Here is a 22,142-nt window from a genome sequence, read left to right as displayed (position 1 = left end):
GTGGAGGCGGTGGCGCCCCGCGCGGCCGAAGGACCGGCCGAGGTGATGCTCGGCCCACCAATCCCTTGGACGGTCTCCCGGGGCAGAGATCATCATGTGGGGATGTCTGAGAACAACGGAACCTCGTCAGCGCCGATCACAGTGCGGCTTGCTCGGTACACGAGGACGGAGCAGAGCGAGATCCTCGGTGGCGGGGACGACCCCTTCGGCGTTGCCGAGACCGGCCTGACCTGGCTGCCCAAGGAAGAACACTTCGGAGTCAGGCTCGGCGAACGGCTGGTGGCACACGCGGGCCTGCTGCGGCTGCCGGTCGCGGTCGGCGACGTCCGCACGGACGTGGTGGGTGTCGGTGGCGTGGCCGTCGCGCCGGACCTGCGGGGCCAGGGCCTTGCTCGGATCGTCGTCGACGCGGCGCTCGACCACGCGCGCACCATGGGGCCGCGGCACGCGCTCCTCTTCTGCCGGCCTCCCCTCCTGCCGCTGTACCAGCGGCTCGGGTGGCATCCGATCGAGCAGGACGTCCTCGTCGAACAGCCCGAAGGCCGCCTGGTGACCATGCCGCTGCGGACCATGGTGACGCCCCTGCGCGAGGACGCGTCCTGGCCATCGGATGCAGTGCGGCTGTTCTCTCTGCCCATGTGACGCGCGGGACTCGGGCGGCCGCGGATCGGAGGATCGGGGGCCGCCGTCGTGCTTGCCCACACTTGGAGGCACGTCTACTTTTAGAGACGTCTCTAAGTTTGAGTGGCCTTGAGTGGTGGGGGTGGGCGAATGCCGGGGAACGATGGGGGACTTCGGGAGCGGCACAAGGCACGGCGGCGCGCACGGATCGTCGAGGCGGTGCGTGAACTCCTGCGCGAGGGGCCGGAGTCGGCGGTCAGCGTCGAGCGGATCGCCGAGCGCGCGGAGGTGGCTCCGGCGACCGTCTACAACCTGATCGGGCCGCGCGAAAGGATCTGGGAGGCGCTCGCAGCCGGGTTCATGGAGGAGTTGGAGCACCGCCTGGCGGGGCGGGGGACCGGTGACCCGCATGGGGTCGTCCGTACGACGGTGCAGCTCTTCGTGGCCGATCCGGTGGTGTCACGCCGTATGGTGCGCGCGTGGGAGGCGAGCGGTCTGGTGCTCGACCGCAGCCCGCTCACCCGACTCCGTGAAGCGATGGACGAAGCGCGGGCCCAGGGCCTGTTGCGCGCCGATGTCGACATCGACGCGCTGGCCGCGATGGTGGCCGCCGCATGCGTGGGCGCGCTGCATCAGTGGGTGGCCGCCCTCATCGACGACGAACGCTTCCTGTCACGTGCACTGTTCGCAGTGGATGTCGCCCTGGCCGCGGCGGCAGCGGACCCCTGCCGCGAGGAACTGCTGGAGCCGCTGCGCCGCCGGAGGACGGGATGACGGCGGGTGCGCGGCCGAGGCCACGCAGCTTTGTGGGCGGCGGCGGACTCGTCCTTGCGGCGGATGTGTGGGGTGCGGAGTCACGGCCGCCTCTGGTCCTGCTGCACGGTGGTGGTCAGACGCGGCACGCCTGGGGCCGGACCGGTCCCCGGCTGGCCGCGCTGGGGTGGCGGGTCATCGCCCCGGATCTGCGTGGGCACGGGAACAGCGGATGGTCGGCCGACGGTGACTACGATCTGAGCCTGTTCGCGCAGGACGTACGGGCGTTGGTCGCTGAGATCGGTGGCCGGCCGGTGCTCGTCGGCGCCTCGCTCGGCGGCCTGAGCGCGCTGCTCGCCGCCGGGGAGGCACCCAGGGCGGCGGTGCGCGCTCTGGTGCTCGTCGATGTCGCCCACCGCCCCGATCCCCGCGGCTTTCGCCGCATCGTGCAGTTCATGCGCGCCGCCCCGGAGGGCTTTTCCAGCGTGGAAGAGGCGGTCGCGGCGGTCGGTGCCCATCTGCCCCAACGCCCGCGCCCGGTGGGCCGCCCCGGCCTGAGGAACAACTTGCGACGCCAGGGCGATCGGTGGATCTGGCACTGGGATCCGAGGATGCTGGACAGCTTCGAGGGCCGGATGGACCCGCCGGGCATGGCAGAGCGCCTGCTGTCCGCCGGACGCCACGCCGGTGTGCCGCTCCTGCTCGTCCGGGGCCAGGTCAGCGATGTCGTACGCGAAGACATCGCCGAGCAGTTCTGCGACCAGGTCCCCGGCGCGCGGCGCGTGGAGGTGGCAGGCGCGGGACACATGGTGGCCGGCGACCGGAACGAACACTTCCTCGACGCGATCATCCCGTTTCTCGACGGCATCGGGTGAGCGTGCGGCTGGGGCGGTTGGTTCATGTGGCGCCCGGCGGGGGCATGGGCGGCGTCGCCGTGGCGGCAGGGGACGGCCGGTGCGCGGGGCCGGGCTGCTCTGCCGGTGCCGTGCCCGACTGCGGCGGAGTGCCGGCCTCGTAACCGCCCTCGTGGACCGGCCCTGCGAACGGCTCGTGGTCAGGCGACCTGCTCGGCTCGAAAAGAGCACGAATGCCGGTCAGCTCGAACACCCGGTCCGTCGCGGGGCTGCTGGAGAGCACCGACACGGTCTTGCCGTCCCGCAGCGCCAATCGGCGCAGGTCGAGCATGAGGTTGGTCCCCGAGCAGTCGCAGAACGTCACTTCCCGCAGATGCAGGTCGATGCCTTGGGCCGAGCGGCTCAGGGCGCCGAGCAGGTCCGGCCGCAGCTGTTGGCAGGTATCGAGGTCGAGCTCTCCGCGCATGATCACGCTCACCCGGGCGCCGTCCGGCACGGTGTCGACCGTGGCCGCCAGCTGAAGCCGGGGCAGCAATGGGTGGGTGTCCCATGCGTGCTCAGCAGTCTCCCCGCCGGGGGGCTGCTCTGAGTGTGCAGGCTCCGGCATGGCCTCTCCCTCTCGTCTTGCCCTGTGCCGCTCCTAGGCTGCACTCCACCGGCCAAGCACGTCAACTAATACCTGAAAAGGAGTACGTGTTTTTGAAAACGTGTACACAGGATCGCTAGAGTCGGCACATGGATGAAGTGCCCGAGCCTCACACCGGATGGACGTTCCTCACCAACCACGCGCGGGTCCTGGCGGCCATCGCCGACAACCGCAACGCCCGTATCCGTGACATCGCCGCGCGCTGCCGGCTCACCGAACGAGCCGTCCAGAAGATCATTTCCGACCTCGAGCAGGACGGATACCTCTCCCACGTCCGGCAGGGACGCAGCAACGCCTACCGGATCGCGCCCAGCGAGGTGCTGCGCCACCCGGCCGAGTCCGGACTGGCCGTGGCCTCGCTCCTGTCTCTGCTGCTACGGGACGAAACCGGCCGCGCCACGGCTTCGGGCGCCGAGGGTCGGCACGAGAGCCGACCTCACGCCGACGGGTGACGCGGGCGACGAGCGTCGAGCGACCGAGCATCACGGGCTCCGCTTATCCGGTCCTGAGACGGCGATCAACGCAACCTTAAGGATCACGGTCCGGGGCCGTCAGCGACGGATCCGCGGCGCGCTGACGTCTACGTTCGGTGGGGTGAGTTCCGAAGCAACCGTCCCAGACCCGTCCATGTACCCGGCGCTTTCCGCCTACCTGACGCGGAGGCCAGACCGCCGACCGCGTACGGCGTTCGGGGTCCCGCGCCCGATGGACGGGCCAACGTACACAGCGCCCTCCAGTGCATCGCCCCTTCACGGCAAGGAATCGCCCCCTCGCGGCAAAGAGAGAAAAGGGCGCCATCGTGCGGCCGCCGCCACGCGCCGACAGCCGCGCCCGCGTACCTCAGGCCATGGCGCGCCCAGATCCCGCCGGGGCATCCCACCACTCTCGTACGGCTACGCGTCCGCGGCCCTCCTGACCCTCACCGCCGCGCTCCTGGGCCAGACCCACGGCCCTGCCCCCGTCAGACCGCACGCCGCGCCTCCCGCGGAGCAACCGGAGGCACCGCGCCACCAGTCTCCAACCGCGCCCGACAAGGCGCCCACGCCGCCCGCCCCGCCCGGCAAGCCCACACCGCACCCGAGTCCCCCGGCGCACACCGACGCCGCGCCCGAGGACGCAAGGGCATCGGCCAGCAACGCATCCAGCGTGCTGCGCATGGGCAACAGGGGCGGCTCCGTACGTCAGTTGCAGGAGCAGCTGCAACAACTCCGGCTCTACACGGGCCCCGTGGACGGCTACTACAGCCACGACGTCGCAGCCGCGGTCGCACGCATGCAACAGGCGCGCGCCATCCCCGAACCGCTCGGCGTCTACGGCCCAGGCACCCGCACCGCCATCAGGACCGCGGCCATGTAAGGCCGCGCGGCGCGCGGGCATCGGACCCGGTGTCGTGGTGTGGCCGGATGACGCATCATGGGCCTCAGGAGGACGACATCGCCTTGCGGGAGCGCCGGGACGGCGCGGTGGGGGAGGAGGAACGGTGGACGTATATCGGTGGGAGGCGGCGGCCGCGGAGGTGCGGGAGGCCGTTCGTGAGCAGCTGCGCGTACTGGAACCGGAACAGGTGCGGGTGCTGCGCGCCGCGCCTTCCCGCCTGGACGCCCCCGAGCTGCGGGAGTGGACGTATCTGCCGGGCACGCGCCCCGGATTGTCCACCGAGAACCTGGACAGTCACCAGCGCGCGGCCGTCGATGCCGTGCTGACCGCGGCGCACAGCGCCGCCGGGGCGGAGCTGGCTCGCGGGGCGATCGAAGTGGAGCGGTATCGCCGCGCGTCGGTCGGCGGCACGGGTGGCGACCGCTATTGGGTGCGTTTGCTGGGTGACCCGGGCGACGGCACCCCCTGGGGCTGGCGGATGAACGGCCATCATCTCGCCGTACACGTAACGATCACGGCGACCGGCATGCGGGTGACACCGCACTTCATCGGTTCGGAACCGGCGCGCGTCCCGGACGGCCCGCAGGCCGGCCGCCGTCTGCTGGGTCCGGAGGAGGACCTGGCCCGGCAGCTGGTCACGGACCTTGACGACGGACGGCGGGGCAAAGCCGTCTTCGCCGCCGCACCGCCGGACGACATCTTGACCCGCGACGATCCCTTCGCCGATCCGGACCGGCTGCCGACCGGCCTGACGTACGGCGACATGACCACCGGGCAACAGGACATGCTCGAACGCCTGGTGCGCCGCTACCTGGACCGCGCGCCCGCCGCGTATGCACGGGAGTGCTGGTCCGACACCGTGGCGCAGGGACTGGACGCGCTCTCGTTCGCCTGGGCCGGTGGCCGCGAGCCAGGGGAACAGCACTACTACTGCGTGCGGGCCCCGGACTTCCTCATCGAGTACGACAACACCCAGGACGACGGCAACCACGCCCACTCGGTCTGGCGGCACATCCGCCACGACTGGGGCGCCGACCTGCTCCGCGCGCACTACACGGAGCAGCACGGACCCTGACCGGAGCCGCCGGTCCGTCTACTGCACGGAGCGTAGAAAGATCCACCGTATGCGTGGGGTGTCATGCACGGGGCACCTGGGCGCAGACCTGACACAGGCTCAGTACTTGTAAGGGGTGGATTCGATGTTCAACGCTACGTCCCGCGCTTCCCGTCTGGCGATCCTCGGCTCGGCCGGTCTGCTGGGGGCCACCGCTCTGACGGGCTGTGGTTCCGGGGATGACGGCGGCCAAGATTCCCGATCGGCGGGTGAAGACGAGTCGAAGTCCCCGGCGCAGGTGGTGCAGGCCACCAACGACAAGACATCGCAGGCGGGTTCGGCCCAGGTGAAGGTGGTGACGACGGCCAGTTCGGGTGGCCGCAGCGAAACCGTCGAGGGGGCCGGCGTGATGGACTTCGGCGACGGGAAGAGCCGGGTCGAGCTGGGTCAGGAAGGCCGGCGGATCGAGCAGCGGATCGTGGACAAGGTCCTGTACCAGAAGCCCCCCAAGGGCAGCGGTGGGCTGCCCGGGGGCAAGGCATGGATGAAGATCGACCTCAAGCGGCTGCAGGCCGCGGGCGGGGCGGGCGGGGCCGAGGTCAACGATCCCGCGGACTCGTTCGCCTACACCAAGTCGCTGTCCGAGAAGGACGTGAAGAAGGTCGGCCAAGAGCGGGTCGGCGGCGTGAAGACCACGCACTACCGGGTCGCGGTCGACGTGGACAAGCTGGCCAAGGGCAGCCCGGAGCAGGAGAAGAGGCTCCGTCAGCAACTCGGCGACACCCTCCCGATGGACCTGTGGATCGACGGCAAGGGCCTGACGAGGCGTCAGCAGATGGAGCTGTCGATGCCCGGTGAGGGCGGAGGCGGCACATCGAAGGCGTCCTCGGGCGGGAAGGTCAAGGCGAAGGTGGTCATGGACTTCAGCGACTTCGGCACCGACGTCGCCGTGGAGGCGCCCAAGGCCGCCGACACGGTGGACGTGACCAGCAAGCTCATCAAGCAGGGGAAGCAGAAGGCCTGACCGTCCGGGGGCCGGCGGCGACGCGATGGGGTGCGACGCGGCGAGGCCGGGGTCAGTTCTGGTTCACCGGCCAGACCGCGGCCGGATCGCAGTGGCCCGGGCACGCCAGCAGGTAGATCTCGTTGCCCAGGAACAGGGCGTCCGTGTCGCCGCCGAATTCCATGCCTTCGGGCACCTGGCAGACGTACGCGAGCTCAGTCCCGCACGCACACGTGTAGTGCTCGGGTTCCTGCGCCCAGGACGGCGTACCGCCGACCTTGAACGTCTGGGATCCGAGCCCCCGCCGGTCAGGGGTGTCCACGAAGGCCTTGAGTGTCAGGGGCAGCGGGCTCAGTGATGGTTCCGTCTCGGACACCGGCTCGGCGGCACGCTGGAGCAGCACGCGCCAGAACGGACGGGGGTGGGGCGGCTGCGGGGCATCCCAGTACCGGGGCACGAGCCGACCTGCGGACAGCTGGGGGTCGGACGCGTCGTTGTGCGTACGGCAGTGGAAGACCAGCAGGTGGTCTCCGCCGAAGTGCTCCACATCCAGGGGTATGTCGAGCTGGAAGAACAGGGCCATCCGCTCGCCGCAGAAGCACTCGGGCCATGGCTGTGCCTCGTCGAGGAACGGCCGGCCGCCCACCGAGTTCCGTGCCGGCCGGTCCAGCGGCTCGGCGCCGACCTCGATCGCGTGGGCGGGCAGGACTGTCGGCAAGGTCTTCGCGTCACTTTCGGCCATGGGGACACCCTAGAGCGAGGCGCGCGTCGTGTTCCGGGCGGCCGGTGACCCAGGAGGGAGCGTGTCAGGATGCTCCGTATGCCGGATCGCGCACTGAGCTTCGGATCGACCGCGGAGACGTACGAGCGGTTCCGGCCGGGCTACCCCGTGGAGCTGTTCGACAGGGTGATGGCGTACGCGGGCCGGCCGGTTCGCACCGCCCTTGAGATCGGCGCGGGGACAGGCAAGGCAACCCGCCTGTTCGCCCGGCGGGGCGTCGCGGTCACCGCGACCGACCCCGATGGGGAGATGCTCGCCGAACTGCGCAAGCACGTCCCGGCACGTGTCCGGACGGTGCAGGCCGCGTTCGAGGGCCTGCGAGCCGGCGACAAGTACGGGCTGGTGTATGCGGCAGCAGCCCTGCACTGGACGAAACCGGAGGGTCGCTGGTCACGCGTGGCCGCGCTCCTGGAGCCGGGGGGCGTGTTCGCCTCGTTCGGCGGGCCGATCCAACTGGCGGACCCAGCCGTGCGGGAAGCCGTACGGGTGGCGCGCGCGCCGTTCCTGGAGAGTGACCAGATTGCGTCCCCGGACGGGACGCCTCCGGAGCAGGACATGCAGTGGCCGGGTACGGAGCTCCAACACACCGCGCTGTTCACCGACGTCCGACAGGCCATGATCCGCAGACGCCTGACGATGAGCGCTCGCGACTACGTCGGCCACCTCTCCACCATCTCGGCCTATCTGATGCTGCCGCCCCCGGAGCGCAAGCAGGTGCTGCGGCACATCGCGCGGGTCCTGCCGGAGACGGTCGAGGTCGCCGCCGACATCACTGTTCACCTCGCCCGTCGGTGCGAACGCTGACCTCTGCACGCACCTGCCGACGGCTCGAAGACGAGGAAGAAGAACCGTGCTCCGGGGGAGGCGTCGGGCTGAGCCGTGCACATCGTCACGTTGCCCAGCTGTGAGGGAGCGTGCCGGTCGCAGCAGAGGTCCCGCAGGTCGGGGGCGCCCTCCGGGGCGGCGAAACCGGCGTCCCGCATGGGCCGTTCGTCCCCGTCGGGCTGCACGTAGGCGATGTCGGGGTCGTGGTAGATCGGCCCCGCGACCGGGTCGTCGCTGACCTCCTGGGCAAGGAGCCGGAGGTCTTCGTTCCCCGGGTGTGCGGCCACCGTCGTCCGCAGCTTCGCGGCCACCGGTTTGGCCCACCGCTCCTCCCAGTCCACCAAGTGGTGCTCGCGGGCTTCCTCCCGAAGCAGCATCCACCGCATGAGGTTCTGTTCCGGCAGGCGGGGCGGCTTGCCGGGTGTCTGCGGGAACATCCGGATGAAATCGTCGTTGGCCGCCAGAATGTTCCACGCGACGTCGTTGATGTAGCAGGGCTGCCCGGTCACCTTGCGCACCGCCTTCTGCCAGGCGCTCGGCACGTTCGTGCCCGCTGCGGGATCCATGGGTGTCGGCGGCTCGTGCCCCAGGGCGTAGACGTAGAGGGCCGACCGCTCGTGGTCCTCCATGCGCAGCAATCGCGCCACGGAGTCCAGGAGATCCGGGGTGGGCGAGGCGATGGTGCCGCGTTCGAGAGCCGCGTACGTACGCTCCGACACGTGCAGGGCCTGCGCGACCTGAACCTGTGAGAGGCCTTTGGCGCGGCGCCCCCGTCCGGCACGCTGGGGCCAGCCGAGCTCGACCGGGTCTATCGCCTCACGTTTGCGACGCAGCAGGTACTGCTGGGCCTCTCTGTTGTTCACTGTGAACCCTTCCCCCATGATGTCGTGCGGCAAGTGGCCCATCTCGCGGCGCCGACAGACCGCCCCAGGGCACGCCCGCGAGTGGCCCAGGGCGCCGAAAGGTCCAGAAAGCGTATAACCACGCGCACCCGATTTCCTAGATCTTTTGTGCTGCGGAGTGCTCGGTGGCACCACGGCAAAGACCGTTCTCAGGGGCCGGACCACCGCTGCCATCAGGCGTTATGCGCCGGCCGCGGTGGCTTCGGCGTAGTCGCGGGCGGCAAGGTCGGCGACGCCGCGCCGTGCACATCTCTGGCCGTATTACTGACGGGTCAGTACGGTGCTGGCCAACCCCCCTTGCCCACAGGAGAGTTGGGAGAGCTGCATGATGTCAGCCCTACGCAGACGACCGGTGGCCGCGAGTGCCGTCCTCGCGGTGGCGGTGCTCGGGCTCCCCGGGTCCGCCGCCGCGCAGAGCACGCACGCGCCGGCCGGTGCCCCGGAGGCCGCCACCGCCGCCGACTCGGCGACGCGGGCCGCCGGGAAGGCCCTCGGCGCCGCGAAGTACGGCAAGGACAAGCACCACGGCCACGGTCAGGCCAGGAAGCACCCCGGCAAGAAGAAGACCCCCGGCAGGATTCTGAGCTCGAAGCCGTCCTCGTTCCAGTACACACCGGGCGTCCCCACCCCCACCAAGGCCTGGAAGATCACCTACAGGTCGACCACCGCCGACGGACGGCCCAACACGGTCTCCGGCACCGTGATCGTCCCCGACGACGGCAAGACCGGCCCGCGCCCATTGATCACCTACGCCGTCGGCACGGTCGGCCTCGGCGACAAGTGCGCGCCCTCCGCCGGTTTCCCGGGCGGTACGACGGCTGAGGCGCCGCTCGTGAACGCCGCGCTGGTCCGCGGTTACGCCGTCGCCGTCACCGACTACGAAGGCCTCGGCACCCCCGGGGACCACACCTACATGGTCGCCAAGGCCCAGGGCAGCGCCGTCCTCGACGCGGCGCGCGCGGCGCAGCGGCACCCGGAGGCGGCGAAGTACGGCGTCTCCGCGGGCGCGCCCGTCGGGATCATGGGCTACTCGCAGGGCGGCGGCGCCAGCGCGAAGGCCGCCGAGATGGCCGCGACGTACGCTCCCGAGCTGAAGGTCAAGGGAACGGCGAGCGGTGGCGTGCCCGCCGATCTCGCCAAGGTCGCCGAATCGCTCGAAGGCGGGGACAGCGCCGGCTATCTGTTGATGTCCGCCGTCGGTCAGAACGCAGCCGACCCGTCCCTGGCACTCGACAAGTACCTCACCAAAGAGGGCCGCAGGCTCGCCAAGGTGGTGCGCAACGAGTGTGTCGGCACGGTCCTGGAGGCAGGGCGCGGCAAGACCATCGAGGACGTCACCACATCCAACCCGCTGGACCAGCCGAAGTGGAAGAAGGCCATCGCCAGGCAACTGATCGGTGACAAGCGCCCGTCGGCGCCGACCTTCGTCTACCACGGCGACGCGGACGAGACGATCCCCTACGCGGTCGGGCAGAAGCTGCGGGCCGACTGGTGCGCGAAGGGCAACGCCGTGGAGTGGAAGTCCTTCGCCGGGCAGTCCCATGTGGGAACGGCAATCCAGGGCAACGGCCCGGCACTTGAATGGCTGGGCCGCCGCTTCGCCGGCGAGCCGGCATCGGGGAACTGCGGAACCTGAGCCGGCAGTGCACTCCCGCCGCCTCTTCGCCGCCGTCCACGGACTGTGGGGGAGAGGCGGCGGCGGTGACGACAGCCAGGAAGCTGCCGCCGATTCCCGCGGGCCAAGACGCCTGCCGAGGTGCGCGGCCGGGCTCGCGCTCCGGGCTGATGGAACCGCCCGACCCGCCGAGCCCGTTGCAGCGGGCGGCCCGCGTTCGGCAATAGGCCATCGCTCGGCGGGAGTTGGGCCGTTTCCTGCGGAACGTCGCTTCGTTGGCCAGGTGTGTCGCCGAGCAATCAGCATTGCGTGGTGCGGGCAGCGCACATCGCCCTGGCGGAAGCCTCGCCCCTCTCCACGGGCTGCACCTGCCCTGCCGTCCCGGCGCGAGACGCACCCCCGCCTCAGATGCAGAGATCCTCATGATGAACTCCTGGACCACGCCTGACCGTCCCGGTGAACCGCTCGCCGACCGCTACGCCCGCCGCAGCAGTACGCTCCGGGGTGCTGTCCGACATCAGCTCGTCGATCGCGCTCTGGTCGAGCACCTGCCGGACGCGCCGCCGCAGCAGGTGCTCGATGTCGGCGGCGGCACCGGCGTCCAGGCCCGGATGCTGGCCCGGCGCGGTCACCACGTCACCGTGCTCGACCCCGACGAAGCCATGCTGGCCAGAGCTCGCTCCTCCTGGCTGCCGCACGCCCACGACGCGCCGGGCAGCATCACCTTCCGTCGCGGCTTCGGCGAGCAAGCCCCGCGGCTGGTCGGCACCGGGTGGGACGCGGTGCTGTGCCACGGCGTACTGATGTACCTCGAGGACCCGGCTCCGCTGCTGCGCGTGCTGGCACAGTGTCTGCGACCCGGCGGCATCATCTCCGTCCTCGCCTATCAGGCCGACGCCCTGGCCATACGACGAGGACTGGCCCGCGACTGGAGCGGCGCGCTGGAAGCGCTGCACAGCCCCGTCGAGGACAACAGCATCGGCACGGTCAGTCGCGGCGTGGACCGAGCGACGGTCCTGCGGATCTTCGCCGAACACGACCTGGAACTGCTGCAGTGGTACGGGGTGCGGGTGTTCACCGACCACCTCGAGGACGAGAGCTCCGGTGACGACTTCGCCCAGGTGCTGCAGGCTGAGTGGGAAGCAGGCCGGATCGACCCCTATCGGCGTATCGCCCGCCACTTCCACCTCATCTCCCGTGCCGGGCGGATCCAGACGGCGACGTGACCGGCGCAGACCGCTACCACACAGCCCTACGCCACATCACTACGACACATCACCACGGCACTTCACTACGACACAGCGTTCAGGGCGGTGAGCACGGCCAGCGGTGTTGCCGCGGCCCACGCCTGCGGAGAGCAGGAGTGGGGGTAGGGGACGGGCTGCTGGTGCTGCGTGCGGTCGTAACCTGCCATGACCTCCGGCAGCCGGTGGTTCTGGTGTGTGGACGCGGCCACAAGGCCGTGGGCGATGCTGCGTGCCTCGCGGGTGAGGCCGCAGCGGGCGAGGCCGAGCAGGATCACCGCATTGTCGTGGGGCCAACAGGTGCCGCGGTGGTAGGAGAGCGGGTGGTATGCGGGCTGCCCCGAGGCCAGCGTCCGGATGGCCCAGCCGGTGAAGAAGTCGGGCTCCAGCAGGCGTTGGCCCACACGGCGGGCCTGCGATGCGTCCAGAATGCCGGACCACAGGAGGTGACCGGCGTCCGAAGCCAGGGAGTCGACGTGCCTGCCCTCGCCGTCCAGCGCGAGAGCCGGGAAGTCGGGTCCTGCCATCCAGAAGTCGCGTGCGAAGCGCTCTCGCAGCTGGGCCGCTGCTTCGTCGAGCCGGTCGGCGTAGGGGGCGTCGTCCCACAGTGATCGGGCGAGCCGCGCGGTCCGTACGAGCGCGTCGTAGGCGTAGCCCTGAGCTTCGGCGACCGCGATCGGCCCTTCGGCCTGTGTGCCGTCAAGGAAGCAGATCGCCCCCGCGGAGTCCTTCCAGTTCTGGTTGACCAGACCCCGGGGATCGGGCGAGTAGACCAGGTAGCCGCGATCGTCCAGACCGCCGTCACCGAACATCCAGGCCACGGCGGCCCGTGCCTGCTTCTCCAGGCGCAGGGCGAGGCCGTGGTCGCCGGTCGCCTGCGTGTAGCTGTCCAGGAGCACCAGGAAGAGCGGGGTGGAGTCCACCGAGCCGTAGTAACGGCCGTAGGGCACCTGGTGGAAGTGGGCCAGCTCGCCGTGCCGGATCTCGTGGACGATGCGGCCCGGCTGCTCGTTGCGGAAGGCGTCGTACTCGGTGCCCTGCGTCGCGGCCAGAGCGCTGAGCGTGCCCGCCGCCAGCTGAGGCCGGTAGGGCAGCGCGAAGAGGGAAGTGAGCAGCGAGTCCCGCCCGTAGAGCGACAGGAACCAAGGGACTCCGGCGCCCGGCACGCGCACGCTCTCTCCGTCCGGGCCGGGCGCGGAGACCCGCAGCGACGCCAGGTCGCTCAGCCCTCGCGCGCACGCGGCGGCCAGTCCGTCGGGGGCGTCCGGTGGCATCGGCAGCGGTGCGCCGACGAAGTCCGCCCGGTCGGCGGCCAGTTCGGTGGCGGCCTGGGACGGCGTGCCGACCGTGGCGGTCACCGGTGCGCCGGGGGCCTGTGCCGTGGCCGTCAGCAGCAGTTGGGCGGTGCCGTGTGCGGGCAACTCGACGCGCCACTCCAGCCGGTGGGCGGTGTTTTCCGGCGTCCCCGTGGTCCCCTCCGCCCCCATGGTCCCCTCCGTCCCCACGGCCTCCACGTTCGTCGGGGCGGGGGCAGCCGACACCGTGGTGCGCGCGAGCCAGTCGTCGCGCTCGTAGGTGAAGGTGACGCCGTCGGATCGGACAGTCGCGGTGCGCCGGGCGCCGTCCTTGGCGTAGTGCCGCTTGTCGGAGCGGAGTTCGAGCTGATCGGCGAAGTCGGCGTCCACGATCAGACCAAGAACGGTGGTGACCGGGGACGGGCGGTTGTTGACCAGCTGGATGGATTCCGTCAAGGCCCCTTCCGCGAGGGCCTGTTCGCGAAAGACCGTGTAGGCCGGGGGCTCGTCGCGGGTGCCCGGCGGGGTGAGCGCACATTGGGCGGACACCTCGCCGGCGGAGGGGACGAGCACGAGGGGCGCGGTGCCGTCGACCGTCAGGGTCCAGCGGCTGACATGGCGTGCGTCGCGGTGAAACAGGCCGTCGGGTGCGGAGCCGCCGCGGCCGGTCAGTCCTCCGTCGGCGCCCAGGACGGCGAAGGTGCCGCCGTGGATCAGGGTGGTGTCCGCTGCACCGTTCACGTACGCGCTCCGTTCGAGGGGCTTGAGTGGCCGGGATCCGCCGGCCGCTGACCGGCCAGCAGATCGAGGGTGAGGGCCGCTGTCCAGCCGAAGTCGCGGGTGCCGCGGGCCCGGGCGGTGACCGGGTCCACGTACTCGGCGAAACCGCTGGCGCCCGCGGCTCCGAGCATGGCCGTGCGCAGCGCGTCCGCCGTGCGGGGCTGCCCGTACTGGCGCAGGCCGCGTTCCAGGAGCCAGTTGGTGTTGAACCAGGCCGGCCCGCGCCAGTAGCGGGAAGGGTCGAAGGCGGGCCCGTCGAAGGCGTAGCTGGGCACCATGGGCACCGAGCCGAGCCGGAAGCCGGGTCCTGCCGCTGTGGTGAGCAGGGTTTCGACGACGGCCTGGGGGAGTGCGGGGACGATCAGCGGCACCAGGCCCGCGATGCTGCGTTCGGCGATGAGTTCGCCGCTGATCAGGTCGCGGTTGAGGAACATGCCGTCGGCCGGCGACCAGAGGCGCTCGACCAGCGCGCTCGTCAGGCGGGCGGCCCGCTCTTCGTGCGGGGCCGGATTCGCGCCGATCTCGGCGGCGATCTTGGCGAGGGCGTGTTCGGAGACGATCAGCAGGGCGTTGACGCAAGGGTCCTCGACGGCGAAGGCGTGGTTATCGCCCCCGTCCGCGTAGCCGCTGTCGCGGTAGTCGGTGGCCAGCCGCACATAGCGTCCGTAGTCCAGGTCGGTGGGGCGTTCGGCGGGCTGCCCGTGGTCGAGGTCGGCTCGTCGGTAGGAGCCGGGGGCCACGGGGTCGATGCGCGCCAACGGGCCGTCCCAGCAAGGGCTGTTGTCCATACCGGGCTCCCATGGATGCACCATGGCGGCGAGCCCCCCGCGGCCGAGGTCGCGCGGGCCGGTGAGGTAGTCGTGCCAGGCGGCGAGCCGGCCGTACAGGCGGGGCAGGAAGCGCCGGCGGCGCGAGGCCCGCGGGTCGGCCTCGTGCACGAGCCAGGCGGCCAGAGCGTGGACAGGCGGTTGCACGATGCCGGAGGTCTCGGTGTGCGCGGGTGCTCCGGCGGCGGCGCCGGCCGTGGAGGAGCGCCAGAAGTCGGGGCTGGGGAAGTAGGCGTCCAGCGGTACCAGCGGGTTGAAGACGATGTGGGGAACGCGTCCGTCGTCCCACTGGGCGCCCAGCAGACTCTCCAGCTCGCGCTGGGCCCTGCGTACGGAGAGGTGGCGCAGGCCGATCGCGATGAAGGCCGAGTCCCAGCTCCACTGGTGCGGGTACAGGCCGCGGGAGGGAACGGTGGAGATGCCGGTCCAGTTGCGGAGCAGGACCCGTGCCGCGCCGCGCCGAAGGGTCAGGTCATCGGCTGCGGCGGGCACGGGGGTTTCGAGCAGCGAGGTCACGCGCCGGACCTCCGCAGGAACGCGGGGACGGAGCGCACCGCCTCGACGGGGTCGCCGGTCAGCCGGCATTCGGCGGCGAGGTAACCCTCGAAGCCGATGGTGTGCAGGGCGCCGAGCCAGGCTGGCCAGTCGAGGTGACCGGCTCCCGGCTGGAACCGGTTGGAGTCGCTGACCTGGGCGTGCCCGATGTAGGGGGCGGCGGCGAGGATGGCGGCGGCCGGGTCGGATTCCTCGATGTTCATGTGGTAGCTGTCGATGCCGATGCGCACGGAGTCGAGGCCCACGGTGCGGATCAAGTCGGCGGCCTGGTCAAGGCGGTTGACCATGTGGTCCTCGTAGCGGTTGAGCGGCTCCAGGTAGAGGGTGACGCCTTCGGCGCGGGCGTGCTCGCCGAGTTCGGCCAGTCCGGCAAGGAGCACCTCGCGATCCTGCTGCTCGGAGCGCGGCGGCTCGAAGGGCGGCAGCCTGCGCGAGAACATGCCGTACGAGGCCGGGGTCTGCACGCCGAGCGCGCCGATCTCGGCCGCCACGCTGAGCTGTGACTTCATCTGCTCCAACGCGTCGCGGCGCAGGTCGTCGTCGAACGCGGCGAAGAAGTGCAGCATGTCGACGCAGACGGTCGGCATGACCACGCCCTCGGCGGCGGCCTGCTTCAGCTCGGGAAGGCGTGCGCGGAAGTGGAAGTCGCCCTTGGAGCGCAGCTCGACGGCGTCGTAGCCGGCGTCCTGCGCGAACGCCCACTTCTCCTGGAGCGTGTCGCCCGGGAGGAGCTGTTCCTGGCAGGCGGTTTTCAGCATGGTGAAGCCTTTCAGCGCTGACGGTCAGCGATCTGGTGTGTCTGGGTGACTGCTCGTGTGCCGAACGAGGGGGCGGGGCTCAGAACTCCAACACGATCTGCAGGGCGTCGGCAGGGCGTTCGTCGAGCAGCACGTAGGCATCGGCGGCGTCCGCCACCGGGACGACATGGCTGACCAGGGACTTCACGTCGACCTGGCCTTCGGCCACCAGCGACAGGAAGGTCTGCTGCAGTCGCTCGACGGTCCACCGTCCGGCCAGCTGCGGGGGGACCCCGCCGATCTGGGAGCAGATCAGCTGCACCCGGTTGTGGTGGAACTCGTCGCCCAGGCGCAGGCCGGCGCCGTCGCCCTGGTAGAAGCCGGAAGCCACCACGCGGCCGCCGACGGTGACCGACCGCAGTGCCTCGTGCAGGGCCGGGTAGACGCCGCTGATCTCAATGGCGACGTCGGCGCCCGTGCCACCGGTGGCCTCGCGGATGCGTTCGGCGACGGTGTCGGTGCGGGCGTTGAGAGTGTGCCGCGCGCCGTACTCACGGGCCGTGGCGAGCCGTCCGTCCAGGGCGTCGACCGCGGTGACGCGCGCGCCGTTGAGCTGGGCGAGGCGGGTGGTGAGCAGACCGATGACGCCCTGGCCGAAGACCGCCACGTCCTCGCCGAGGTGGATGTCGGCGGCGAGCACCGCGTTGTACGCGATGGCGCCGACCCGGGCGAAGGCCCCGGCCAGTGGTTCGAGGCCGGAGGGCAGGGTGTGGCCGATCATGCGCTCGGCCGGGACGATGCCCTCGCTGCGGTGGCCCCAGATGCCCCAGACCAGGTCGCCGCGGGCCGGCATGCCCGGCGTCCCCAGGAGTTCGGGGGAGACCTCGGTGACCTCGCCGACCTCGGAGTAGCCCCACCCGGCGACCGGGTACTCGATGCCCGCCGCGCCGTCCCGGAAGATCCGCGCCTCGGCGTCCCAGGTCCGCGTCAGATAGGGGTTCGTGCCCCGGTAGGCGGTGAGTTCGGTGCCCGCGGAGATGCCGGAGTAGCGGGTGCGCACCCGCAGATGTCCGGTGGGCAGCGCGGCACTCTCGTGCTCGGCTACTTCGACCTGGCGGGGGCCGGTGAACTGGACGACGCGTTCCACGGGAGCTCCGGTGCTGCTGGGAATGGGTGTATCTCGATGACTTACGTCGAAGATATCTCAGAGTTATGTCTTGTCAACACGCAAAAGTGATGCTGAGATGCTCGGGAAAAGTGCGTGAGTGGCGTGAGGACACAGCATGTTGATGAAAACCCGGCGGTCGAGGGCGGCCCGCCTAGGGCTCGCCGCGACCTTGGCCGCTGGCCTGCTCGCCGGCTGCTCCGGCAGTTCCACCGCCGAACGGCAGGCCGACAACACGATCACGGTGTGGTCGCAGGAGAACCTGCCTCCCCGGATGGCGGCGACCGAGAAGATCGTCAGCCGTTTCGAGAAGGAGACGGGAGTCAAGGTCGACCTGGTCGGCGTGGACGAGGCGCAGCTACCGCAGTTGATCATGTCGGCGGCCGCGTCCGGCAAGCTCCCCGACGTCATCGGCGCCGTCCCCATGGGGCAGGTCTGGCAGATGTACGGCAACGGCCTGCTGAACACCAAGGTCGCCGACCAGATCGTCCAGGACCTGGACCCGGGCACCTTCAACGCCAACGCCCTGTCCCTCACCGAGGACCACGGCACCCGCCTCGGCGTCCCCTCCGACGCCTGGCTCCAACTGCTGGTCTACCGCAAGGACCTCTTCGCCGAGGCGGGCCTGAAGGCGCCCGACAGCTACGCGACCGCCATGAAGGCCGCCGCCGCCCTCGACAAGGACGGCAGGGCGGGCATGTCCGCCGCCACCGACCCCTCGGACGTCTTCACGCAGCAGAGCTTCGAAGACCTCGCCCTGGCCAACGACTGCCGACTTGTCGACCCGGCGGGCACACCCGCCCTCGACTCACGCCAGTGCCGCAAGGCCTTCGCCGCGTACGACGACCTCGCGCGCGAACACGGCGCCTCCGGCACCCAGAGCGTGGACACCACCCGCGCCACCTACTTCGCCGGCAAGTCCTCGATGATGATCTGGTCGTCCTTCCTGCTCGACGAGATGGCCGGCCTGCGCTCGGACGCGCTGCCCAGCTGCCCGCAGTGCAAGAAGGACCCCGAGTTCCTGGCCCGCAACACCAAGGTGATCACCGCCCTGCAGGGCCCCGACGGCAAGGAACCCGCCCAGTTCGGCGAGATCACCTCCTGGGCCGTCACCAAGACCGCCGAGAGCGGCGCCTCGCGCAAGTTCATCGAGTACATGATGAGCAAGGGCTACGAGGACTGGTTCGGCATGGCACCCGAGGGCAAGATCCCGGTCCGTACCGGCACGAAGAGCGAGCCCGGCACCTTCGACCGGGCCTGGCGCTCCAGCGTCAGGGGCGTCGACCGCCGCGCCTCCATGCAGAAGGCCTATCCGCCGGAGCTCCTGGACCGGCTCGTCGCGGGCGTGGGCAACATGAAGCGCTGGGGCCTCACCGAGGGACAGGGCGCACTGGTGGGCGCGACCAACGGAGAGCTGCCCGTCGCCAAGGCCATCGGCGCGATGACCAGCGGTCAGATCTCGCCGGACGAAGCCGCCAAGGAGGCCAACGACGAGGTGGCCGCGCTCCAGAAGTCCCTCCAGTAGCCAGCCGCAAGCGCCCCTCTCCGCGCTCCTCCAGGCGCTCCTTCTTCGAGGTAACCCATCCATGAGCACACTCCAGAGCGGCGCGAAGAAGCGCCGCGACCACCGACCCCAGTCCTCCAGCACGCGTGAGAACCGCGCCGGACTCGCCTTCGTGACCCCCACCTTCCTGGTGGTCCTGGTCGTGGTGATCCTGCCGATCCTGTGGACCGTCCTGCTCGCCTTCCAGCACGCCAAGCTCGTCAACATCCAGGACAACGGCCTCTTCGGACGCTGGACCCTGGACAACTTCGAGCAGGTCTTCGGCTCACCCGGCTTCTGGAGCAGCCTGGGCACCACGCTGGTCTACACCGTCGGCGCCACCGCGGGCTCCGTCGTCCTCGGCCTGATCGCGGCCCTCGCCCTGCGCAAGCCGTTCCGCGGCCGGGGCATCCTGCGCGCCGCGATGCTCCTGCCGTACGTCGCGCCCGTGGTCGCCGTCGCCTTCGTCTGGGAAGTGGCGCTCAGCCCCCAGTTCGGCATCGTCAACGAATGGGGCCACAAGCTCTTCGGCTGGGACGACCCGATCGCCTTCCTCTCCACCCGCTCCTACGAAGTGGGCGTGTTCGGCTTCCACTTCGACATCCCCCTGGCGCTGCTCACCGTCATCGCCTTCGAGACCTGGCGCTACTTCCCCTTCGCCTTCCTCTTCATGCTCGCCCGCCTCCAGGCCGTGCCCAGCAGCCTGGAAGAGGCCGCGGAGGTCGACGGCGCCACCCTCACCCAGCGCTTCCGCCACATCCTGCTGCCGCAACTGATGCCCGTCATCGCGCTGCTCTCCGTCCTGCGCTTCATCATGACGTTCAACAAGTTCGACGACATCTACCTGCTCACCGGCGGCGGCTCCGGCACGGACGTCGTGGCCGTACGCGTCTACGACTTCCTCACCTCACGCTTCGACGTCGGCGCCGCATCCGCACAGGCACTGGTCCTGGCCGTCGCCCTCATGGCCCTCCTGGGCATCTACTTCAAGTTCTTCGGCAAGAAGGTGCAGGAGGAATCGGCATGACCCGGACCCAGACGATCACCCGTGAACGGACCGAGCGGCCGGAGCGCCCCCTGCCCCCACCGCGGCGCGGTTCAACCCGCCTGACCCGCGCACAATTCGAGGAGCGCCTCTTCGGAGTCCTGCGCTGGTTCGTGATCGCGTTCCTGGCCGCGATCACGATCGTGCCCTTCTACTACATGCTCATGCTGTCGGTGAAGCCCATCGACGCGCTGCTGCTCGACCCGGGCAACCTCTGGGTCTCGGCCAAGGACTTCACCCTGAGCACCTACGAGAACGTGCTCAAGCCGTCCTCCGAAGGCGGCCAGGGATTCCTCGGCATGCTGCTCAACTCGGCACTCGTCGCCATCGCCACGGTCCTGCTCACCCTGGCCGCCGCGGTGCCCGGCGCCTACGCGGTCAGCCGGCTGAAGTTCTTCGGCAACCGTCACATCAGCGCCGTCTTCCTGGCCGTCTACCTGTTCCCCGCGACACTGCTCGCCGTGCCGCTCTTCGTCATGTTCGCCAAGATGGGGCTCTCCGGCAGCCTGGTCGGTCTGGCCATCGTCTACATCGCCCAGACCGTCCCCGTCTCGATCTACATGCTCAAGAACTACTTCGTCACCATCCCGTACAGCATCGAGGAAGCGGCGGCCATCGACGGGGCCTCACGGCTGCAGACCGTCCGCAAGATCATCCTGCCGCTCGCCACACCGACCCTGATGGCCACCGGGCTCTACGTATTCATGATCGCCTGGAACGAATTCCTCTTCGCCCTCCTCTTCCTGGCCGCCGAGCCCGACAAGTGGACGGTCTCGCTGGGACTGCAGCAGCTGGCCAACGGCATCGAGGTGTCCAAGACCGTACTGATGGCCGGGTCGGTCATCCTCACCATCCCCGTGGTACTCCTGTTCTTCGCCGCCGAACGGCTCCTCACCGAGGGCCTGACCAGTGGCGCCGACAAGGGCTGACACCGGCTCAGCACGGCGGCAGCAGACAGCCGTACGGCTCGACCGGCCGACGGCACGCACCACACGCACCACACGCACCACACGCACGGATCCAACAGGACAGGACGGGGACAGCGGGCATGGCAGGAAACCAGGCCAGCGCAGGGCACCTGCTGCAGCTCATCCGCAGCGGCGAGGCCACCACGCGCGGAGCGCTCCAGCAAGCAACCGGGCTCTCCCGCTCCACGGTGGGCCACCGGCTCGATCAGCTCTTCGCGGCCGGCTGGCTGCGCGACGCGACGGGCGCCTCCACCGGCGGACGGCCCTCCGTACGCCTGGAGTTCGACCCGACGCACGCCGCGGTGATCGCAGCGGACCTGGAGACGCGGCACGCGCGGGTCGCCGTGCTCGACCTGGTGGGCAACGTCCTCGCCGAGCACAGCGGCGCCCTCCTCATCGGCGACGGACCCGACCGCGTCCTCGACGAGCTGGCCCGCTGGTTCGCCCCGCTGCTCGCCGAGGCCGGTGTCGACGCCTCGCGCATCTGCGGCATCGGCCTGTCCGTACCCGGTCCCGTCGACTGGGAGACGGCCCAGATCGTGCAGCCGCCGATCATGCCGGGCTGGGACCGCTTTCCCGTACGGGAACGCCTGCGCGAGGCATGGTCCGAGCACGTCGTCCCGGCGGCTGACGCGGGGCCTCCGCCTCCGCCCGTCTACGTCGACAACGACGCCAACCTGATGGCTCTGGCGGAGCAGCGCGCCGGCCATCCCGACTGCAGTGCCTTCGTTCTGATCAAGGCCTCCACGGGCATCGGCGCGGGCGTCATCGTCGGCGGTGAGGTCTATCGGGGCATCGACGGCGGCGCGGGCGACATCGGCCACATCCGGCTGCACGACCGCCCGGACGCCCTGTGCATGTGCGGCTCCTACGGCTGCCTCGCCGCGGTCGCCTCGGGTGGCGCCATCGCCAGACAGCTCACGGCCGCCGGCGTGCCCACCGCCTCCGGCTCGGACGTCCGCGCCCATCTCGCCACCGGCCATCCGGACGCCGTGCGCTTCGCCCGAGAGGCGGGCCAGCGTGTGGGTGAAGTCCTGGTCACCGTCGTCACCCTGCTGAACCCCGGCGTCCTGGTCCTCACCGGCGACCTGGCCGGCACTCCGTTCCTCACCGGCGTACGCGAACTCCTCTATCAGCGCGCCATGCCCCGCACCACCTCCCACCTCCAGGTCGTCACCTCTGAACTGGGCGACCACGCCGCCCTGATGGGAGCCACCCTCATGGTCGTCGAACACCTCTATGCCCCGAACATGGCGGACGCGCGGCTCGCGGAGCTCCTGGCGCCGGACACGACGGGGTGAAACGCGAACCGGTTTTGCGCGTGCCGGCCGGACGCGGCTTGTGTGGCGTGACGTTTCCGGGCAGACACGGTCCCGCTGGTGGTACCACCGTCCCGCCGGGGTGAGGCCCGGCCATGCCACCGCCGGAAAAGCCCGCGCCGCGCCGCAACTCGCCGCGGGGCGGCGGGTGTTGTCCACCCCCTACTCCCGACGACACCTGCCCACCCACGGAGAAGCACGATTCACCCACGAAGAAGCACGATTCACTCACG

General features: G+C 70.4%; 21 protein-coding genes. 14 read left to right on the top strand and 7 right to left on the bottom strand.

The window, feature by feature from the left end; all coding sequences use genetic code 11:
* Window positions 1-102: 102 nt before the first annotated feature.
* The 3 genes from ACWGIH_RS36565 (at window position 103) to ACWGIH_RS36555 (ending at window position 2,249) form a co-directional block, all read left to right on the top strand.
* Entirely contained in the window at window positions 103-642 is a 540-nt protein-coding gene (locus tag ACWGIH_RS36565) for a GNAT family N-acetyltransferase (protein ID WP_453449364.1), read from the top strand.
* A gap of 129 nt (window positions 643-771) precedes the next feature.
* On the top strand, window positions 772-1,395 hold the full coding sequence (locus tag ACWGIH_RS36560) for a TetR/AcrR family transcriptional regulator (RefSeq protein ID WP_453449363.1): 624 nt from the start codon (window positions 772-774) through the stop codon (window positions 1,393-1,395).
* On the top strand, window positions 1,392-2,249 hold the full coding sequence (locus ACWGIH_RS36555; RefSeq protein WP_453449362.1) for an alpha/beta fold hydrolase: 858 nt from the start codon (window positions 1,392-1,394) through the stop codon (window positions 2,247-2,249). Before ACWGIH_RS36560 ends, ACWGIH_RS36555 begins: the two co-directional genes overlap by 4 nt.
* Before the next feature lie 22 nt (window positions 2,250-2,271).
* On the opposite strand, the gene ACWGIH_RS36550 is transcribed toward ACWGIH_RS36555, so the two are convergent.
* Window positions 2,272-2,835, bottom strand: a complete 564-nt coding sequence (locus tag ACWGIH_RS36550; protein ID WP_453449361.1) for an STAS domain-containing protein — start codon at window positions 2,833-2,835, stop codon at window positions 2,272-2,274.
* A 128-nt stretch (window positions 2,836-2,963) separates the two neighbouring features.
* Here ACWGIH_RS36550 and ACWGIH_RS36545 point away from each other — a divergent pair, with 128 nt between their 5' ends.
* The 4 genes from ACWGIH_RS36545 to ACWGIH_RS36530 all read left to right on the top strand — a co-directional run bounded on the left by ACWGIH_RS36545 (window position 2,964) and on the right by ACWGIH_RS36530 (window position 6,329).
* Window positions 2,964-3,326, top strand: coding sequence for a helix-turn-helix transcriptional regulator (locus tag ACWGIH_RS36545; RefSeq protein ID WP_453449360.1), 363 nt, complete (start codon window positions 2,964-2,966; stop codon window positions 3,324-3,326).
* 703 nt (window positions 3,327-4,029) lie between these two features.
* A complete protein-coding gene (locus tag ACWGIH_RS36540) occupies window positions 4,030-4,230 on the top strand; it encodes a peptidoglycan-binding domain-containing protein (RefSeq protein WP_453449359.1) in 201 nt (66 codons plus the stop codon).
* 124 nt (window positions 4,231-4,354) lie between these two features.
* The gene (locus ACWGIH_RS36535) at window positions 4,355-5,326 is read left to right on the top strand and encodes a DUF3500 domain-containing protein (RefSeq protein WP_453449358.1); all 972 of its coding nucleotides are present in this window, start codon (window positions 4,355-4,357) and stop codon (window positions 5,324-5,326) included.
* 124 nt (window positions 5,327-5,450) lie between these two features.
* On the top strand, window positions 5,451-6,329 hold the full coding sequence (locus ACWGIH_RS36530) for a hypothetical protein (RefSeq protein WP_453449357.1): 879 nt from the start codon (window positions 5,451-5,453) through the stop codon (window positions 6,327-6,329).
* A 52-nt stretch (window positions 6,330-6,381) separates the two neighbouring features.
* Here ACWGIH_RS36530 and ACWGIH_RS36525 read toward each other — a convergent pair whose 3' ends face one another.
* A complete protein-coding gene (locus ACWGIH_RS36525) occupies window positions 6,382-7,050 on the bottom strand; it encodes a hypothetical protein (RefSeq protein ID WP_453449356.1) in 669 nt (222 codons plus the stop codon).
* A gap of 78 nt (window positions 7,051-7,128) precedes the next feature.
* Here ACWGIH_RS36525 and ACWGIH_RS36520 point away from each other — a divergent pair, with 78 nt between their 5' ends.
* Window positions 7,129-7,893: a class I SAM-dependent methyltransferase gene (locus ACWGIH_RS36520; RefSeq protein WP_453449355.1), complete on the top strand. Its 765-nt coding sequence runs from the start codon at window positions 7,129-7,131 to the stop codon at window positions 7,891-7,893.
* Here the strand turns inward: ACWGIH_RS36520 and ACWGIH_RS36515 are convergent.
* On the bottom strand, window positions 7,866-8,777 hold the full coding sequence (locus ACWGIH_RS36515) for an MmyB family transcriptional regulator (protein ID WP_453449354.1): 912 nt from the start codon (window positions 8,775-8,777) through the stop codon (window positions 7,866-7,868). The genes ACWGIH_RS36520 and ACWGIH_RS36515 overlap by 28 nt on opposite strands.
* 364 nt (window positions 8,778-9,141) lie before the next feature.
* Between ACWGIH_RS36515 and ACWGIH_RS36510 the strand changes: the two genes are divergently transcribed.
* Window positions 9,142-10,452: a lipase family protein gene (locus ACWGIH_RS36510; RefSeq protein WP_453449353.1), complete on the top strand. Its 1,311-nt coding sequence runs from the start codon at window positions 9,142-9,144 to the stop codon at window positions 10,450-10,452.
* 401 nt (window positions 10,453-10,853) lie between these two features.
* Window positions 10,854-11,657, top strand: coding sequence for a methyltransferase domain-containing protein (locus tag ACWGIH_RS36505; RefSeq protein ID WP_453449352.1), 804 nt, complete (start codon window positions 10,854-10,856; stop codon window positions 11,655-11,657).
* 65 nt (window positions 11,658-11,722) lie between these two features.
* Here the strand turns inward: ACWGIH_RS36505 and ACWGIH_RS36500 are convergent, their stop codons facing one another.
* The 4 genes from ACWGIH_RS36500 to ACWGIH_RS36485 form a co-directional block, all read right to left on the bottom strand.
* Complete coding sequence (locus ACWGIH_RS36500; RefSeq protein WP_453449351.1) at window positions 11,723-13,711, bottom strand: amylo-alpha-1,6-glucosidase; 1,989 nt, start codon at window positions 13,709-13,711, stop codon at window positions 11,723-11,725.
* Window positions 13,708-15,162, bottom strand: a complete 1,455-nt coding sequence (locus ACWGIH_RS36495; protein WP_453449350.1) for an MGH1-like glycoside hydrolase domain-containing protein — start codon at window positions 15,160-15,162, stop codon at window positions 13,708-13,710. Before ACWGIH_RS36495 ends, ACWGIH_RS36500 begins: the two co-directional genes overlap by 4 nt.
* The gene (locus ACWGIH_RS36490; RefSeq protein ID WP_453449349.1) at window positions 15,090-15,890 is read right to left on the bottom strand and encodes a sugar phosphate isomerase/epimerase family protein; all 801 of its coding nucleotides are present in this window, start codon (window positions 15,888-15,890) and stop codon (window positions 15,090-15,092) included. Before ACWGIH_RS36490 ends, ACWGIH_RS36495 begins: the two co-directional genes overlap by 73 nt.
* Window positions 15,891-15,969: 79 nt before the next feature.
* Entirely contained in the window at window positions 15,970-17,016 is a 1,047-nt protein-coding gene (locus ACWGIH_RS36485) for a zinc-dependent alcohol dehydrogenase (protein ID WP_453449348.1), read from the bottom strand.
* 136 nt (window positions 17,017-17,152) lie between these two features.
* Between ACWGIH_RS36485 and ACWGIH_RS36480 the strand changes: the two genes are divergently transcribed.
* From ACWGIH_RS36480 to ACWGIH_RS36465, 4 genes are all read left to right on the top strand, one after another.
* A complete protein-coding gene (locus ACWGIH_RS36480; protein WP_453449347.1) occupies window positions 17,153-18,559 on the top strand; it encodes an ABC transporter substrate-binding protein in 1,407 nt (468 codons plus the stop codon).
* 61 nt (window positions 18,560-18,620) lie between these two features.
* Window positions 18,621-19,604: a carbohydrate ABC transporter permease gene (locus tag ACWGIH_RS36475; protein ID WP_453449346.1), complete on the top strand. Its 984-nt coding sequence runs from the start codon at window positions 18,621-18,623 to the stop codon at window positions 19,602-19,604.
* Between the two features lie 80 nt (window positions 19,605-19,684).
* Window positions 19,685-20,551, top strand: coding sequence for a carbohydrate ABC transporter permease (locus ACWGIH_RS36470; RefSeq protein ID WP_453449378.1), 867 nt, complete (start codon window positions 19,685-19,687; stop codon window positions 20,549-20,551).
* A gap of 119 nt (window positions 20,552-20,670) precedes the next feature.
* A complete protein-coding gene (locus ACWGIH_RS36465) occupies window positions 20,671-21,891 on the top strand; it encodes an ROK family protein (protein WP_453449345.1) in 1,221 nt (406 codons plus the stop codon).
* Window positions 21,892-22,142: the final 251 nt, after the last annotated feature.

The sequence above is a fragment of the Streptomyces sp. NPDC054872 genome (assembly GCF_053610705.1).
This window is presented reverse-complemented; position numbering and strand designations above follow the sequence as displayed.

What these genes read in the sequence shown, in the direction of transcription:
- ACWGIH_RS36565 (WP_453449364.1), top strand. Translation starts at nt 103, where the DNA reads ATGTCTGAGAACAACGGAACCTCGTCAGCGCCGATCACAGTGCGGCTT.
- ACWGIH_RS36560 (WP_453449363.1), top strand. Translation starts at nt 772, where the DNA reads ATGCCGGGGAACGATGGGGGACTTCGGGAGCGGCACAAGGCACGGCGG.
- ACWGIH_RS36555 (WP_453449362.1), top strand. Translation starts at nt 1,392, where the DNA reads ATGACGGCGGGTGCGCGGCCGAGGCCACGCAGCTTTGTGGGCGGCGGC.
- ACWGIH_RS36550 (WP_453449361.1), bottom strand. Translation starts at nt 2,835, where the DNA reads ATGCCGGAGCCTGCACACTCAGAGCAGCCCCCCGGCGGGGAGACTGCT.
- ACWGIH_RS36545 (WP_453449360.1), top strand. Translation starts at nt 2,964, where the DNA reads ATGGATGAAGTGCCCGAGCCTCACACCGGATGGACGTTCCTCACCAAC.
- ACWGIH_RS36540 (WP_453449359.1), top strand. Translation starts at nt 4,030, where the DNA reads ATGGGCAACAGGGGCGGCTCCGTACGTCAGTTGCAGGAGCAGCTGCAA.
- ACWGIH_RS36530 (WP_453449357.1), top strand. Translation starts at nt 5,451, where the DNA reads ATGTTCAACGCTACGTCCCGCGCTTCCCGTCTGGCGATCCTCGGCTCG.
- ACWGIH_RS36525 (WP_453449356.1), bottom strand. Translation starts at nt 7,050, where the DNA reads ATGGCCGAAAGTGACGCGAAGACCTTGCCGACAGTCCTGCCCGCCCAC.
- ACWGIH_RS36520 (WP_453449355.1), top strand. Translation starts at nt 7,129, where the DNA reads ATGCCGGATCGCGCACTGAGCTTCGGATCGACCGCGGAGACGTACGAG.
- ACWGIH_RS36510 (WP_453449353.1), top strand. Translation starts at nt 9,142, where the DNA reads ATGATGTCAGCCCTACGCAGACGACCGGTGGCCGCGAGTGCCGTCCTC.
- ACWGIH_RS36505 (WP_453449352.1), top strand. Translation starts at nt 10,854, where the DNA reads ATGATGAACTCCTGGACCACGCCTGACCGTCCCGGTGAACCGCTCGCC.
- ACWGIH_RS36495 (WP_453449350.1), bottom strand. Translation starts at nt 15,162, where the DNA reads ATGCCGGCTGACCGGCGACCCCGTCGAGGCGGTGCGCTCCGTCCCCGC.
- ACWGIH_RS36490 (WP_453449349.1), bottom strand. Translation starts at nt 15,890, where the DNA reads ATGCTGAAAACCGCCTGCCAGGAACAGCTCCTCCCGGGCGACACGCTC.
- ACWGIH_RS36480 (WP_453449347.1), top strand. Translation starts at nt 17,153, where the DNA reads ATGTTGATGAAAACCCGGCGGTCGAGGGCGGCCCGCCTAGGGCTCGCC.
- ACWGIH_RS36475 (WP_453449346.1), top strand. Translation starts at nt 18,621, where the DNA reads ATGAGCACACTCCAGAGCGGCGCGAAGAAGCGCCGCGACCACCGACCC.
- ACWGIH_RS36465 (WP_453449345.1), top strand. Translation starts at nt 20,671, where the DNA reads ATGGCAGGAAACCAGGCCAGCGCAGGGCACCTGCTGCAGCTCATCCGC.